Source organism: Streptomyces sp. CBMA291 (assembly GCF_014596525.1).
In the GTDB taxonomy this organism is placed as follows: domain Bacteria; phylum Actinomycetota; class Actinomycetes; order Streptomycetales; family Streptomycetaceae; genus Streptomyces.
Genome location: NZ_MSJP01000115.1, coordinates 52603 through 66775, shown reverse-complemented (window position 1 = coordinate 66775; position 14173 = coordinate 52603). Strand labels below are relative to the sequence as shown.

12 protein-coding genes, 1 pseudogene and 1 riboswitch are annotated in these 14173 nt (G+C 71.7%); of the genes and pseudogenes, 6 read left to right on the top strand and 7 right to left on the bottom strand.

The genetic code is table 11. The features are described 5' to 3' along the window. Nucleotides 1-86 precede the first annotated feature (86 nt). Nucleotides 87-1049 (top strand): CBM35 domain-containing protein, encoded by a 963-nt coding sequence (locus BU197_RS29410; protein ID WP_188271365.1) that lies wholly within the window; start codon nucleotides 87-89, stop codon nucleotides 1047-1049. Nucleotides 1050-1067: 18 nt separating this feature from the next. Here the strand turns inward: BU197_RS29410 and BU197_RS29405 are convergent, their stop codons facing one another. From BU197_RS29405 to BU197_RS29395, 3 genes are all read right to left on the bottom strand, one after another. Next, the gene (locus tag BU197_RS29405; protein ID WP_188271364.1) at nucleotides 1068-1994 is read right to left on the bottom strand and encodes a 1-phosphofructokinase family hexose kinase; all 927 of its coding nucleotides are present in this window, start codon (nucleotides 1992-1994) and stop codon (nucleotides 1068-1070) included. Between the two features lie 285 nt (nucleotides 1995-2279). Continuing rightward, nucleotides 2280-3434 carry an N-acetylglucosamine-6-phosphate deacetylase gene (gene nagA / locus BU197_RS29400; protein WP_188271363.1) on the bottom strand — a complete coding sequence of 385 codons (1155 nt, stop codon included), beginning with the start codon at nucleotides 3432-3434 and terminating at the stop codon, nucleotides 2280-2282. Then, the gene (locus BU197_RS29395; RefSeq protein WP_188271362.1) at nucleotides 3434-4384 is read right to left on the bottom strand and encodes an ROK family protein; all 951 of its coding nucleotides are present in this window, start codon (nucleotides 4382-4384) and stop codon (nucleotides 3434-3436) included. Before BU197_RS29395 ends, nagA begins: the two co-directional genes overlap by 1 nt. A 279-nt stretch (nucleotides 4385-4663) precedes the next feature. Here BU197_RS29395 and BU197_RS29390 point away from each other — a divergent pair, with 279 nt between their 5' ends. The 3 genes from BU197_RS29390 (at nucleotide 4664) to otsB (ending at nucleotide 7334) form a co-directional block, all read left to right on the top strand. After that, entirely contained in the window at nucleotides 4664-5884 is a 1221-nt protein-coding gene (locus BU197_RS29390; RefSeq protein WP_188271487.1) for an ABC transporter substrate-binding protein, read from the top strand. Nucleotides 5885-5957: 73 nt separating this feature from the next. Next, entirely contained in the window at nucleotides 5958-6287 is a 330-nt protein-coding gene (locus BU197_RS29385) for a DUF3263 domain-containing protein (protein ID WP_188271486.1), read from the top strand. Nucleotides 6288-6491: 204 nt separating this feature from the next. Then, nucleotides 6492-7334, top strand: a complete 843-nt coding sequence (gene otsB, locus BU197_RS29380; RefSeq protein WP_188271361.1) for a trehalose-phosphatase — start codon at nucleotides 6492-6494, stop codon at nucleotides 7332-7334. A gap of 331 nt (nucleotides 7335-7665) precedes the next feature. Here otsB and BU197_RS30880 read toward each other — a convergent pair. Continuing rightward, a pseudogene (locus tag BU197_RS30880) lies at nucleotides 7666-8013 on the bottom strand (MerR family transcriptional regulator); the annotation flags it as partial. Between the two features lie 63 nt (nucleotides 8014-8076). Here BU197_RS30880 and BU197_RS29370 point away from each other — a divergent pair. Then, nucleotides 8077-9279, top strand: coding sequence for an MFS transporter (locus tag BU197_RS29370; RefSeq protein ID WP_188271359.1), 1203 nt, complete (start codon nucleotides 8077-8079; stop codon nucleotides 9277-9279). A 225-nt stretch (nucleotides 9280-9504) separates the two neighbouring features. On the opposite strand, the gene BU197_RS29365 is transcribed toward BU197_RS29370, so the two are convergent. From BU197_RS29365 to BU197_RS29355, 3 genes are all read right to left on the bottom strand, one after another. Beyond that, nucleotides 9505-9993: a GNAT family N-acetyltransferase gene (locus BU197_RS29365; RefSeq protein WP_411158556.1), complete on the bottom strand. Its 489-nt coding sequence runs from the start codon at nucleotides 9991-9993 to the stop codon at nucleotides 9505-9507. Between the two features lie 165 nt (nucleotides 9994-10158). Further along, nucleotides 10159-11520: a trehalose-6-phosphate synthase gene (locus BU197_RS29360; protein ID WP_188271358.1), complete on the bottom strand. Its 1362-nt coding sequence runs from the start codon at nucleotides 11518-11520 to the stop codon at nucleotides 10159-10161. 115 nt (nucleotides 11521-11635) lie between these two features. Next, nucleotides 11636-12577, bottom strand: a complete 942-nt coding sequence (locus BU197_RS29355; protein WP_188271357.1) for a glucosyl-3-phosphoglycerate synthase — start codon at nucleotides 12575-12577, stop codon at nucleotides 11636-11638. Between the two features lie 148 nt (nucleotides 12578-12725). Then, nucleotides 12726-12869, top strand: a riboswitch (SAM riboswitch). Between BU197_RS29355 and thrC the strand changes: the two genes are divergently transcribed. Then, on the top strand, nucleotides 12863-14170 hold the full coding sequence (gene thrC, locus BU197_RS29350) for a threonine synthase (RefSeq protein WP_188271485.1): 1308 nt from the start codon (nucleotides 12863-12865) through the stop codon (nucleotides 14168-14170). Its footprint overlaps the riboswitch before it by 7 nt. The last annotated feature ends 3 nt before the right edge of the window (nucleotides 14171-14173 follow it).

Below are 14173 nucleotides of genomic sequence, written 5' to 3'. Positions count from 1 at the left end.
GGCGTCCGGTCCCGCTTCGGGGGCTGAGCCGTTCGGGGTAGGCTCGCCGGGTCGGCGACGGCTGGCGAGCATGGAGAGGAACCCGGATGGCTGCCGGTAACGACGGCGCGAACACGCCCGAGAACGACGATCCGTTCGGCTACCTGTACGCGGACGGACAGGCGGCCGGTGCCCAGGCTCCGCAAGGCGGCGGTTACGGCTACCCGGGCCCCGCACCCGCTCAGCCGGGCGTGCCCCGCACCTCGTACAACCAGGTCAGGACCGTCGGCGAGCGCCAGTACGGCCAGCAGCAGCCCTACGTACCGCCGCAGCAGCAGCAGGCCCCGTACGGTCAGCCGCAGGCGCAGTACGCGGCCCCCGAGACGTACGGCGGCCCGCCCACCCGGGTGCCCCCGCCGCCGCAGCAGCAGCGGGGCGGCGGACGCGGGCCCAACACCAAGGGCCTGCTGATCGGCGCGGTCGCGATCGTGGCGGTCGTCGTCGCCGGCATCGCCGCCGCCGTGATCAACAACGCGGGCAGCGAGAAGGACAAGGACCCGCAGGCGGGCACCGGCGCGCCCGCGACGGCCACCGCGAAGCCCTCGCAAGAGCCCACCGGTGAACCGACCACCGAGAAGACCCCGGCGGAACTCCCCAAGCAGGACGCGGCGACGCTGAAGCTGGGCGGCACGGCGGCACTCGCCAAGGACGTCCAGGGCGCCGAGGGCTCGGACGGCACGTACGTCTCGGGCTTCAACCAGGTCGGCTCCTCGGTGACCTGGAAGGCGGACATGCCGGGCGACGGCAAGTACCGGCTGACCGTGCGCTACGCCATCCCCGCCGTGGACGCCTTCGCCACCCTCACCGTCAACGGCAAGCCGAACTCGCTGCCGATAGGCCTGAAGAACTTCATCCACTCCTCGGACCCGAACCTGGAGAAGAACTGGCAGACCACCTGGGCGCCGGTCACCCTCCAGAAGGGCGAGAACGAGATCAAGATCTCGTGCGAGGACGGCAATCAGTGCGACGTGCTGCTCGACTGGCTGGAAGTCACCCAGGTTCCGGGCTGATCGTCCTTCCGGGGAAAGCTACGAGCCGGCCGGGATCTCCGTGACCGTCACCCTCGGCAGCAGTTCCGCGTAAGCCGTCGCGTCGAACTCGCCCGCCACGGGGGAGAGCACCGTCGCCGCCGACAGGGCCACCGCTCGTCTCAGGCGGTCCGGCCAGGGCGCGCCCTCCGCGAGGGCCGACAGGAGGCCCGCCACCGCCGAGTCGCCCGCGCCCGTCGGGTTGCCCCGCACGGCGGCGGGCGGGGTCGCCCGCCACAGGCCCTCCGGGGTCGCGGCGAGCAGACCGTCAGGGCCGAGCGAGGCGACGACCGCGCGGGCGCCGCGCCTGCGGGTCTCGCGGGTCGCGCGCCCCGGGTCGCGGGCGCCGGTGAGCTGCGCGAGTTCGTCGGCGTTGGGCTTGACCAGGTCCGGGCGGGCGGCGATGCCCCGCCGGAGCGGTTCGCCGCTGGTGTCGAGGAGGACCGGGACCCCGGCGGCGCGGGCCAGCCGGACGAGTTCCGCGTACGCCCCCACATGGATGCCCGGCGGGAGGCTGCCGCAGAGGGCGACCGCCGCAGCGCCGTCGAGGAGCGCGAGGAAACGGGTGCGGAAGGCGACCCACTCGGCGGGGGTGACGGTCGGCCCCGGTTCGTTGAGCTGGGTGGTGTCCCCGCTGGCCGCGTCGACGACGGCGACGGTCCTGCGGGTGGCGCCCGCGGTCTCCACGAGTTCGTCCCGTACCGGGGTGGCGGCGAGCCGGACCCGCAGGTCGGCGCCGGTCGTGCCGCCCGCGAAGCCGGTGGCGACGGCCTCGTGTCCGAGGGCGGCGAGGACCCGGGCCACGTTCAGGCCCTTGCCGCCGGGCCGCTCTACCACCTGGGTGACCCGGTGGCTGGCGTGCGGGACGAGGGCGGGGACCCGGTAGGTCAGGTCGAGCGCCGTGTTGAGGGTGACCGTGAGAATCATCCGACCGACCCCCGTACTCCGTACTCCGTGTGAAGTCCTGTGGAACACACTCCGACGGGGCCTGATCATGCCAAACGAAAGGCGGCAGGCCCAGACCCCGGCCCGCCGCCTTCTCGTGTGCTCTCCGGCGCGTACCGGGTGTGTGCCCGGTGCGCCCGGTTCGTGCCCGTACCGGCTGGTGCTTGTGCCGGTGCGTATGCCGGTGCCGATGCCGGTGCCGACCGGTGTTGACTGGCGCCGACCGGTGTTGACCGGCGGAGACCGGTGTTGACCGGTGCTCTCCGGTCAGGCGGAGGTCGTCGCCGTCGGGTCGACGATCCACTCGCCCTTGCGCATGACGCCCTTGACGTCGAAGTCGGCGTCGAGGACGACGAGGTCGGCGTCCTTGCCGGGTTCGAGGGAGCCGACGCGGTCGTACACGCCGAGCAGCCGCGCCGGGTTGGCGGAGATGGCCGCCACGACCGACTCGACGGGGAGGCCGTCGATCGTGGCGGCACGCTTGAACGCCCGGTCCAGGGTGAGCGTGGAACCGGCGATGGAGCCGCCCTCGACGAGCCGGGCGACGCTGTCCTTCACCTCGACCTCCAGCGGGCCGAGCATGTAGAGGCCGTCGCCGAAGCCCGCCGCGTCCATCGCGTCGGTGATGAAGGCGACCCGCTCGGGACCCGCGTGGTGGAAGGCCAGTTCCAGGGCGGCCGGGTGCAGATGGGTGCCGTCGTTGATCAGCTCGACGGTGATCCGCTCGTCCTCCAGGAGGGCGGCGATCGGCCCGGGGGCGCGGTGGCCGAGGGCGGGCATCGCGTTGTAGAGGTGGGTGGCGACGGTGGCGCCCGCGTCGATGGCCTCGACGGTCTGCTCGTAGCTGGCGTCGGTGTGCCCGATCGCGGCGATCACACCGTGCTCGGCAAGCAGTCGTACGGAGTCCAGGCCGCCGGGCAGCTCGGTGGCGAGGGTGACCATCTTGGCCTGGCCGCGCGCCGCGTCGATGAGCTTGCGGACCTCGGCCGGGTCGGGGTCGCGCAGCAGCGTCTCGTCGTGGGCGCCCTTGCGGCAGGGGGAGATGAACGGGCCCTCGAAGTGCAGACCGGCCAGGTCGCCCTGCTCGGCCAGCTCGGAGAGGAGCCCGGCCCGCTGGGTCAGGAAGTCCATCTCGCCGGTGACGAAGGAGGCGACGACGGTGGTGGTGCCGTGCAGCCGGTGGGTGTGGACGCCCTTGAGGACGTCGTCGACCGTGCCGGAGGTGAAGGAGGCGCCGCCGCCGCCGTGGTTGTGCATGTCGACGAAGCCGGGGACGATCCAGTGCCCGCTCAGGTCGACGGTGGGGGCGCCCTCGGGGGTGCTGCCCGCGATGCGGTCGCCGTCGACGATCACGCGTCCGTTCTCGACGATCCCGGTGGGCAGCACGACGCGTGCGCCGGCGAGAACCTTGTGATCGGCCATCAGGCGGATACCTCCGAGTCGGTGGGGCGCTGTTCGGCGAGCAGGTCCCAGGCGAGGAGGCCCGCGCCCAGGCAACCGGCGGTGTCCCCGAGGGCCGCCGGGACGATGGCGGGCAGCTTCTGGAACGTGACTCGCTCCTCCACCGCGGCCCGAAGTGGTGTGAACAAGGTTTCCCCGGCCTCGGCGAGTCCGCCACCGATGATGAGCGTGCGGGGGTCCAGCAGGGTGAGCGCGGTGACCAGACCGTCGGCGAGGGCGTCGACGGCGTCCTGCCAGATCCTGCGGGCCGTGGGGTCGCCGGATTCGACGGCCTTGGCGCAGTCGGCGGCGTCGGCCTTGCGGTCGCCGCTGGCCTCGGCCCAGGCCTGGGAGACGGCGGAGGCGGAGGCGTACCGCTCAAGGCAGCCGCGCTGGCCGCAGCCGCAGGCGGTGCCGCCGGGGCGGACGACGATGTGCCCTATCTCGCCCGCGTAGCCGTGGGCGCCCGCCTCGATGCGGTCGCCGATGCCGATGGCGCCCGCGATGCCGGTGCCGAGGGGCACGAAGAGGAAGCGGTCGGCGCCGTTGCCCGCGCCGATCCGGCCTTCGGCGAGGCCGCCGGTGCGCACGTCGTGGCCGAGGGCGACGGGGATGCCGTCGAGCCGTCGGCTGAGCAGTTCGCGCAAGGGAACATCACGCCAGCCCAGGTTGGCGGCGTAGACGGCGACGCCGTTCTCCGCGTCGACGATTCCGGGGACGGCTACTCCGGCGGCCGCGGCGGGTTGTCCGAACCGCTCGACGCCGAGGGTGTGCAGCTCCTCGGCGAAGTCGAGGATCGTCTCCACCACGGCCTCGGGGCCGCGGTCGCGCCCGGTGGCGCGGCGGGTCTCGTGGAGCAGTGTGCCGTCCGCCCCGACGAGGGCGGCTTTCATGCCGGTGCCGCCCACATCCAGGGCGATGACGTGTCTCACGAGGGACAGTTTGGCGCGCGAGCACCCAAAAGGTCTAGTCCACTGGGCAGGATTGTTGCGTACGGATACAAATTCGAAGGCTTCTGAGGTCCAAGGTCCCTGTGGCGTTGCGGAAGTGATACCCAGGTGGTGTAGACCTCATGCCTGCCATCACGGGAGACTTACGGCCCTGCTCAGAGCGAACGTGGGGCTCGGCGCAGCGCAAACGACGAGCCAAAGGTGGATGAATCCGTGCAGCGGCGACGATTCCTTGGACTGACCACGGCCGCAGCCCTCGGTATGACCGCCGCGGTCACCGGCTGCGACTCCCTCGGCGGGGAACCCGGGAACGTCACACTCCGGCTGGTCGCCGCCGACTACGACCTCACCGGCGGGGACACCACCAAGAAGTACTGGAAGAACCTCGTCGCCGCCTTCGAGGCGAAGCACCCCGGGGTCAAGGTCGAGTTGCGGGTCGAGTCCTGGGACGACGTCGACCGCAAGGTCGCCGAGATGGTCAAGGCGGGCAAGTCCCCCGATATCGCCCAGATCGGCGCCTACGCCGACTACGCCGCCGCCGGACAGCTCTACGCCGCCGACGAGCTGCTCTCCATCCCCGTCCAGGCCAACTTCCTCGCTCCGCTCGTCGCCGCGGGAGAGCACAAGCGCACCCAGTACGGGCTGCCGTTCGTCGCCTCCACCCGCCCGCTCTTCTACAACACCAAGCTCTTCGAAGAGGCCGACGTCAAGCCCCCCACCAGCTGGGACGAGCTGGCGGAGGCGGCGGAGAAGCTCAAGGAGAACGGCGTCCGCACCCCCTTCGCCCTGCCCCTCGGCCCCGAGGAGGCCCAGGCGGAGGCGCTGATGTGGCTGCTCAGCGGCGGCGGGGGCTGGACCGACGGCACCGACCACTACACGGTGGACTCCGAGGCCAACATCCGTACCTTCGAGTGGCTCAAGAAGAAGCTCGTCGGCAAGGGACTCACCGGCCCCATCGCCCCCGGCAAGCTCAACCGCAAGGCCGCGTTCGCCGCCTTCGCGCGCGGGGAGGTCGGCATGCTCAACGGCCACCCCTCGCTCCTGAAGGAAGCCGCGAAGAAGGGCGTCGAGGTCGGCCAGGTCCCGCTGCCCGGCTCCGAGGGCCCGGCGAAGGCGGCGATGGGTGTCGCCGACTGGATCATGGGCTTCAAGCAGAACGGGCACCGCAAGGAGATCGGCGACTTCCTCAACTTCGTCTTCAGCGACGAGAACGTCCTGAAGTTCGCCGGGGACAACGACCTCCTGCCCGTCACCGTCACCGCCTCCACCCGCATGGAGACCGAGCCCGACCACGCCAACCTGCGCGTCTTCCTCAAGACGCTCCCGGACAGCCAGCTCCCGCCGGTCGGCAAGACGTCCTGGGCGAAGGTCAGCGAGAACGTCAAGCAGAACATCGGCAAGGCGGTCACCCCGGACGGCCACCCGGCCGACATCCTCGCGAAGATCGGCCGGGTGGCGACGGCGGCGGAGAGCGCGGAGTAGGCCGCCGGTTGGCTAGGTTGGCGGGATGACGGAGAACGAGGGGGCGGGGGACGACGCGGGGGCGGGGGCCGACATGACGGCCGAGGGCGCGTCGCCGGAGGTCGACTCGCCCCCCGACGTGGACACGCCGCCTGACGAGGGCACGCCCCCCGACGTGGACACGCCGCCCGAGGACGCGAGTGGTCTCGGCGCGCGTGAACGGGCCGTCCTCGCCGTCGAGCGCCGCTCCTGGCCTGGCCCAGGCGCGAAGGAACGAGCGGTCCGCGAGCGCCTCGGCCTCTCCCCGACCCGCTACTACCAACTGCTCAACGCCCTCCTGGACGACCCGCGCGCCCTCGTCCACGACCCGGTGACGGTCAACCGCCTGCGCAGGATCAGGACGGAGCGCCGGGGGAAGCGCTGAGGGGCGAGGCCGTCCCATGAGGCATGGATGGTGAGGCCGCCCCACGAGACAAGGGACGCGGCCGTCCCGTGAGACAAGGAACGCGACCGTCCCGTACGGGAGAGGTCGACGGGGATATCAGGGGAGAGGTCAGGGGGGAACCAGGGAAGACCGAGGGTGCTCGCCCCCCTGACGCGGGCGTCCCGCGTCGGTAGGGTCGGGGACATGGTCAGCAGCCTCCCGCACCCGACCACACCCGCCGGCCGCGACGGTCTGGCCGCGCTCCTCGCGCGGCCCGCGCAAGCCGTCGTCGCCCTCGACTTCGACGGCACGCTCGCCGAGATCGTCCCCGACCCCGAGCGGGCCCGCGCCCACCCCGACGCCGTCGCCGCGCTCGCCGCGCTCGCCCCCGAGGTCGCCTCGATCGCCGTCGTGACCGGCCGCCCCGCCGGGGTCGCGGTCCGCTACGGCGGCTTCGCCGGGGTCCCCGGACTGGAACACCTCGTGGTCCTCGGCCACTACGGCGCCGAGCGCTGGGACGCGGTGACCGGCACGGTGCGGGCGCCCGCACCGCACCCCGGGGTCGCCTCCGTACGGGCCGAGCTTCCCGGCTTCCTCGACCGGGCCGGAGCCTGGCCGGGCGTCTGGATAGAGGAGAAGGGCCGGGCGGTGGCGGTCCACACGCGCCGCGCCCAGGACCCCGAGACCGCCTTCGAAGCACTGAAGGGCCCGCTGGGGGAGCTGGCGGCCGATCACGGCCTCGTCCTGGAGCCGGGCCGGATGGTCCTGGAGCTGCGCCCGCCGGGCATGGACAAGGGGGTCGCGCTCGCGGAGTACGTACGGGAGACGGGCGCGGGCTCGGTCCTGTACGCGGGCGACGACCTGGGCGACCTGCCGGCCTTCGCCGCCGTCGAGAAACTCCGCTCCGACGGCGTCCCGGGCCTCCTGGTGTGCAGCGGCTCCACGGAAGTCCCGGAACTGTCCGACCGGGCGGACCTGTCGGTGGACGGCCCGGGAGGGGTGGTGGCCCTGCTGACGTCCCTGGCGGAGGCGATACGGGGAGCGTGAGCGCCACATCGTTCGGCCGGGCCTTAGCCGTGCCCTGGCCGTGCCATAGCTGGGCCCCGGCCGTGCCTTAGCCGGGCCCCGGCCGGATCCCAGCCGGACCCTCAGTCCGGACTCAGGCGCCGATGCCCGCCGCTTCCCGGTCACCCTCGGGAACCGGGACAGGCTCTGACTCCGTGACCGTGGCTGTGACCGGCTCCGCGACCGGCCCCGGCGCCGACCTCGGCCCTGAGACCGGTCCTGGCCCCGGCTCCGAGACCGGCCCCGGCTCCGGCTCCGGCTCTGAGACCGGCCCCGACCCCGACCCCGACCCCGGCTCCGGAGGACCGAGCGGCACCAGGGCCAGATAGGCGTCGATCGCGTCGCGGTTCTTCGTCAGGCACCCGATCTTCTCGTTCATCAGGTCCCGCTCGTGTTCGAGCGTGGCGATCATGTCGGGGGTCGCGTAGGGCATGTGGATGGTGCGCGGCTTGTCCAGGCACGGGAGGATCTGCTTGATGATCCGGGTCGGCAGGCCCACGTCGAGCAGCCCCCGGATCTGGATGACCCGGTCGACGAGGTACTCGTCGTAGTCGCGGTAACCGTTGGGCAGGCGCTCCGGTTCGATCAGCCCCTGCTCCTCGTAGTACCGCAGAAGGCGCGCGGGGGCGTTCGTACGCCGGGACAGTTCGCCGATCCTCACAGGACGCCTCTCGTCGGAGCCGACTTGACCTTCACACTGATGTCAACCATCAGTGTGAAGGCTATGACTCAGCTCGACGAGACACAACCACGCACCCGGAAGCAGGACAGGTTCCCCCTGGCCGGGCTTCTGGCCCTCGCGACGGCCGGCTTCATCACGCTTCTGACGGAGACCCTTCCCGCGGGAGTCCTTCCCGCGATGAGCCGTGACCTCGGGGTCACGGAGTCGGCCGTGGGGCAGACCGTCACCGTGTACGCGATCGGATCGGTGATCGCGGCGGTACCCCTGACCAAGGCCACGATGGGCTGGCCGCGGCGGCGCCTGCTGCTCCTCGCCATCGCGGGCTTCGCCGTGGCGAACACCGTCACCGCGATCTCGGACAATTACGTCCTCACCCTCGGCTCCCGGCTTCTTGCGGGTGTGGTCTCCGGTCTGCTCTGGGCGATCCTCGCCGGATACGCCACGCGCATGGTCCCGGCGCACCAGCGTGGCCGGGCGATGGCCGTCGCCATGGCGGGCGCGCCGATCGCCCTGTCGATCGGCGTCCCGGCGGGAGCCTTCCTCGCCCGCGTCCTCCAGTGGCGGATCGCGTTCGGGATCATGACGGCACTCACCCTCCTGCTGATCGTCTGGGTGCTCGCCGCCGTGCCCGACTTCCCCGGCCAGGGCAAGGAGGAGCGACTGCCGCTGGCGCGCACGTTCCGCATACCCGGAGTCGCCCCGATCCTGTTCGTGACGCTGGTCTACGTCCTCGCGCACAGCCTTCTGTACACCTACATCGCCCCGATCCTCGACCGGCTGGGCATGGACGGGCAGGTCGACGCGGTCCTGCTCACCTTCGGGCTGCTCTCGCTGGTGAGCATCTGGGTCACGGGCGCCCTGATCGACCGGCGCCTGCGGGTGCTGATGATCACCAGCTGCGCCCTGTTCGCGGCGGCTGTTCTGCTGCTCGGTCTGGTCACCGACGCGCCGGTGCTGGTGTACGTCAGCGCCGCGGTCTGGGGTCTCGCGTTCGGCGGGGCGGCCACGCTCCTCCAGACCGCCTCGGCGGAAGCCGCGGGAGAGGCGGGCGACGTCGCCCAGTCGCTGATCGTGACCTGCTGGAACCTGGGGATCGCCGCCGGTGGACTGTTCGGCGGCCTCCTGCTCGGCACGACCGGCGCCTCCTGGCTTCCGTGGACCGCGCTCGTCCTGCTGGCCGCCGCGCTGACGGCCACGGTCGGAGCCCGCGCGCACGGCTTCCCGGCGAGGTCACTCAACGGCTAGCCCCTGCCCGACGGACACCGGCCCCGACGGACACCGGCCCCCACTGGCCCCCGGCCCCCGAAAGCCGGCCCAGACGGCGGGCCGGCCGACCGGGACGGGGCCAGGGACTCCCGTACGCCGGGTGCGCCAACCTGTCGAAGACGGAGCGACGGGGGCGGACGGCAGCCCTGGGCGCCGGCCCGACCGTCATCGAAGGAAGACGGAAACGACGGAAACGCGTAGCCGTCAGGCGCCCCCGCCTCCGATCGGGCGGATCATCGCGGTGAGCAGGGGTGACTCCGGCGACGGGCGGCTGGTGCCGATGGGTTCGTAGCCCCAGGACTCGTAGACCCGCCGGACCTTGCCGTCACCGGCGGAGGCGTTGACCATGAGGGAGACGTACGGTTCGGGGCGCCCGGCGAGGAGCGTGTCGTGGACGCGCCGGGCGAGCCCCGTGCCCCGGTGGGCCGGTGTCACGCCGATCTCCTTGAGGGCCAGGGCCGGAGCGCGGGTGAAGACAGGGTCCACGTCGTCCATCCGCCGCCACCACCGGTCCCCGCTCTCGACGGTGTTGCCGTACGCGTACCCCACCGCCCGCTCCTCGCCGTCGAACGCGAGGACCGCCTCGAACCCCGGCTCCCCACCGTGCCGTTCGAGCCGCTCGGCGAAGACCGACAAGGCGTAGTTCGGCAGATGCAGCAGCGGCTCGCGCACGCGCGCGTACACGGCGAGCAGGGGCGCGACGACCCGCGCGAGGTCTTCGGGGGCGCCGGTGTAGCGCTGGAGCCGGGGGCGTGCGGGTGCCTCGGGGGCCGTCTCCGGTTCATCGGCTCGCTCCGTGTCGACTTGCTTGCTCCTTCCGGGAGTTGAGCTGGTCCAGGGATTGGAAGACGCTGACCCCTACCCCCTCAACGAGTCCAACTGCCCCAGGAACCACTCCCTCGGCGGAAGGGCCGTCGCCGCCTCCGCCAGGTGTTTCGTGCGGTCCGCGCGTTCCGAGGGGGGCATCGTCAGCGCCTGGTGGAGGGCCTCCGCTGTTTCCGTCACGTCGTACGGGTTCACCGTCAGCGCGTCCGCCTTCAGTTCCTCGTACGCGCCCGCGCCCGTCGAGAGGACCAGGGCGCAGCCTTCCTCCGAGACCACCGGTATCTCCTTCGCGACCAGGTTCATGCCGTCGCGGACCGGGTTGACCAGGGCCACGTCCGCGAGGCGGTAGGCGGCGAGGGAGCGGGGGAAGTCGTCTTCGAGCGAGACCAGGACCGGCTGCCAGTCGGGGGTGCCGAATTCGGTGTTGATCGCCTCTGCCAGCTCCCGTACGGACGCGGTGTACGCGCGGTACGACTCCAGGTCCTGCCGGGAGGGGTACGCCGAGGCCAGGTGGACGACGCGGTCCCGCCATTCGGGGTGGGCGGTGAGGAGTTCGCGGTAGGCGAGCAGGCCGCGCAGGATGTTCTTGGAGAGTTCCGTACGGTCGACGCGGACGATGGTCCTGCGACCGCCGGTCTCCTCCCGCAGCCGGGCCAGTTTCTCGTCGACCTCCGGGCGGTACGCGAGCGACCGCAGTTCCTCGCCGTCGACGCCGAGCGGGTGCAGTGCGATCCGGGTGCGGCCGAGGGCGGCGGGTCCGCCCGCGCACTCCTCGAACGCCGTCGCCCACGCGCGCGTGTGGAAGCCCAGTTCGTCGGCGCCGAGCATCCCCCGCAGCAGCTCCTCGCGCGGGTCCCCGGGGAGCATCCGGAAGTACGAAGGGTCGGCCCACGGGGTGTGCGTGAAGTGGGCGATCCGCAGGTCGGGGCGGAGCGCGCGGAGCAGACCGGGGACGAGCGCCAGGTGGTAGTCCTGCACGAGGACCGCCGCCCCGGGGTCCGCCTCCTGCGCGAGGGCTTCCGCGAACGTCCGGTTGTAGGCGCGGTACGCGTCCCAGCAGCGCCGGAACTCCGCGTCGAAGACGGGCGCGCGCGGCACGTCGTACAGATGGTGGTGGAGGAACCACAGCACGGAGTTGGCGATGCCGTTGTACGCGTCGGCGTACACCTCCGGGTCGATGTCCAGCATCCTGACGCCCGGCTCGGCGATCCCGCGCCGTACGGCCTCCCGGTCGCCTTCGCCGAGCGCCGCGCAGACCCACCGGCTGTCCGGCGAGGCGACGGCGCTCAGCCCGCTGATCAGGCCACCGCCGCCCCTGCGGGCCGTGAGCCCGCCGTCCTCGCCGCGCGCGTACGAGACGGGGCCCCGATTGGATGCCACAAGCACAGTAGCCATGGGGCGTACCTAGCCCGTCCCGTAAACGCTCAAACGTACGTATACGAGACGGAGGGATTCGGCCACCGAGGGTTGTCGGGGTGGAGGGACCCGAGGACGTGGTGATGACGGGCGGTTACGCCACCCGGCGGGTCCGGTACTCCTCGATCTCCGCCATCGGCGGCCGTTCCTCGGTGTCGACCGCGTACGTCCGCGGCTCGAAGCCCGCCTCCCCCCGCTCGAACTGCGTCAGCCTCGGCCGTACCAAGTGCCCACGGGAGAGGCGCAGTTGAGCCGTGCGGTAGATCGCCGCCGCCATCCGGCCGAGGGCCAGACCGTCCTGGTGCCGGTGCTTGCGCACCCCCACGTCGACCTGCGCGAGGGCGTCCAGGCCCACCGTGTGCAGGGCGTCCACGAGGAGCCCCAGCTCCACTCCGTAACCGACCGGGAAGGGTAGCCGCTCCAGGAGCGAGCGCCGGGCCGCGTACTCGCCGCCCAGGGGCTGTACGAAACCGGCCAGCTGCGGCCAGTGCAGATTCAGCAGCGGCCGGGCCACCAGCTCCGTCACCCGGCCGCCCTGACCGGGCGCGTCGCCCAGCGGGCGGTCGTACATCGCCTTCACGAAGTCCACCTCGGGGTCGGTGAGCAGCGGGCCCACGATCCCCGTCACGAAGTCCGCCGAGAAGTCCCGCAGATCCGCGTCCACGAAACAGATCACGTCCCCGCTCGTCACCATCAGTGACCGCCACAGGACCTCGCCCTTGCCCGGCGCCGCCGGTATCCGGGGCAGCACCTCGTCCCGCGCGACCACCCGCGCCCCGGCCGCCGCCGCCACCTCCGCCGTGCGGTCCGTGGAGCCCGAGTCGAGCACCACCAGCTCGTCGACCAGCGGCACCGCCTCCGACATCAACTCGCGCCGGATGACCGCGACGATGTCACCGACCGTCGCCTCCTCGTTCAGCGCCGGCAGCACCACGCTGACCCGCGTCCCGCGCTTCGCGGCGAGGATCCGTTCCAGCGGCCGGTCCGCCAGGGACCAGGACCGCCGGTCCAGCCACCGCTCCACTTCTTCCAGCACGTGATCTCCATCTCGCGGTACGGACGGCCGGTCCAAGCGTCCGGGCCTTCGGTTACAGTCTTGAACAACGCGGATGCCCGATGCACGTCGGGGTGCCGCCCGCGTTGGAGCGCAGGAACGAAGCTTCCCGCGCCTCACAATCGAATACCGCTCATCCAGAGGGGCAGAGGGAAACGGCCCGTTGAAGCCCCGGCAACCCTCCAGTCGGTTCTCGTTCTCAAGCGAGGTCCCCGACTAGGGAAGGTGCCAAATCCGTCTCATGGCGAAAAATTCGTCATGGGAAAGATGAGGAGAAAGGGCCTCGCCTCCATGGCTGTACAGACCGTTACCCCCACCACCGTCGACCTCGGTCCCGCTTCCGGACTCTCGTGTCGCGAATGTGGTGAAGTCTTCGCACTCGGCCCCATCTTCGCCTGCGAGCTGTGTTTCGGACCGCTCGAAGTGGCGTACGACCTCCCCGCCGGCGACCCCGAGGCGCTGCGCAAGCAGATCGAGGCCGGCCCCGCCAGCATCTGGCGTTACGCTCCGCTGCTGCCCGTCCCCGCCGACGTCGCCGAGAAGCCCAACCTGAACCCGGGCTGGACCGCACTCGTGAAGGCGGACAACCTCGCCCGCGAGATCGGCGTCGCCCCCGGCAAGCTCTTCGTCAAGGACGACTCGGGCAACCCGACCCACTCCTTCAAGGACCGGGTCGTCGCCCAGGCCATCGAAGCCGCCCGCGCCTTCGGCTTCACCACCCTCTCCTGCTCCTCCACGGGCAACCTGGCCGGCGCCGTCGGCGCCGCCGCCGCCCGCGCCGGATTCCGCTCCTGCGTCTTCATCCCGCACGACCTGGAGCAGGGCAAGGTCGTCATGGCCGGTGTCTACGGCGGTGACCTCGTCGCCATCGAGGGCAACTACGACGACGTGAACCGCTTCTGCTCGGAGCTGATCGGCGACCCGCTCGGCGAGGGCTGGGGCTTCGTCAACGTCAACCTGCGCCCCTACTACGGCGAGGGCTCCAAGACGCTCGCGTACGAGATCTGCGAGCAGCTCGGCTGGGTCATCCCCGACCAGCTGGTCATCCCGATCGCCTCCGGCTCCCAGCTCACGAAGATCGACAAGGGTCTCCAGGAGCTGATCAAGCTGGGCCTCGTCGAGGACAAGCCGTACAAGATCTTCGGCGCCCAGGCAGAGGGCTGCTCCCCGGTCTCCGCCGCCTTCAAGGCGGGCCACGACGTCGTCCGCCCACAGAAGCCGAACACGATCGCCAAGTCCCTCGCCATCGGCAACCCGGCGGACGGCCCCTATGTCCTCGACATCGCCCGCCGCACCGGCGGCGCCGTGGAGGACGTGAACGACGAGCAGGTCGTGGACGCCATCAAGCTGCTCGCCCGCACCGAGGGCATCTTCGCGGAGACCGCGGGCGGCGTGACCGTCGGCGTGGCCCGCAAGCTCGTCGAGAACGGCCTGATCGACCCGAACCTGACCACCGTCGTCCTCAACACCGGTGACGGGCTCAAGACCCTGGACGCGGTGGCCGACACCTCTCAGGCGACCGCCACCATCCGCCCCAGCCTGGACGCGTTCCGCGACGCCGGTCTGGCGCTCTGAAAG

Coding starts and splice junctions, on each gene's coding strand:
- BU197_RS29405 (WP_188271364.1), bottom strand. CDS start 1,994: ATGATTCTCACGGTCACCCTCAACACGGCGCTCGACCTGACCTACCGG.
- otsB (WP_188271361.1), top strand. CDS start 6,492: ATGGTCAGCAGCCTCCCGCACCCGACCACACCCGCCGGCCGCGACGGT.
- BU197_RS29390 (WP_188271487.1), top strand. CDS start 4,664: ATGACCGCCGCGGTCACCGGCTGCGACTCCCTCGGCGGGGAACCCGGG.
- BU197_RS29360 (WP_188271358.1), bottom strand. CDS start 11,520: ATGGCTACTGTGCTTGTGGCATCCAATCGGGGCCCCGTCTCGTACGCG.
- nagA (WP_188271363.1), bottom strand. CDS start 3,434: ATGGCCGATCACAAGGTTCTCGCCGGCGCACGCGTCGTGCTGCCCACC.
- BU197_RS29370 (WP_188271359.1), top strand. CDS start 8,077: ATGACTCAGCTCGACGAGACACAACCACGCACCCGGAAGCAGGACAGG.
- BU197_RS29410 (WP_188271365.1), top strand. CDS start 87: ATGGCTGCCGGTAACGACGGCGCGAACACGCCCGAGAACGACGATCCG.
- thrC (WP_188271485.1), top strand. CDS start 12,863: ATGAGGAGAAAGGGCCTCGCCTCCATGGCTGTACAGACCGTTACCCCC.
- BU197_RS29385 (WP_188271486.1), top strand. CDS start 5,958: ATGACGGCCGAGGGCGCGTCGCCGGAGGTCGACTCGCCCCCCGACGTG.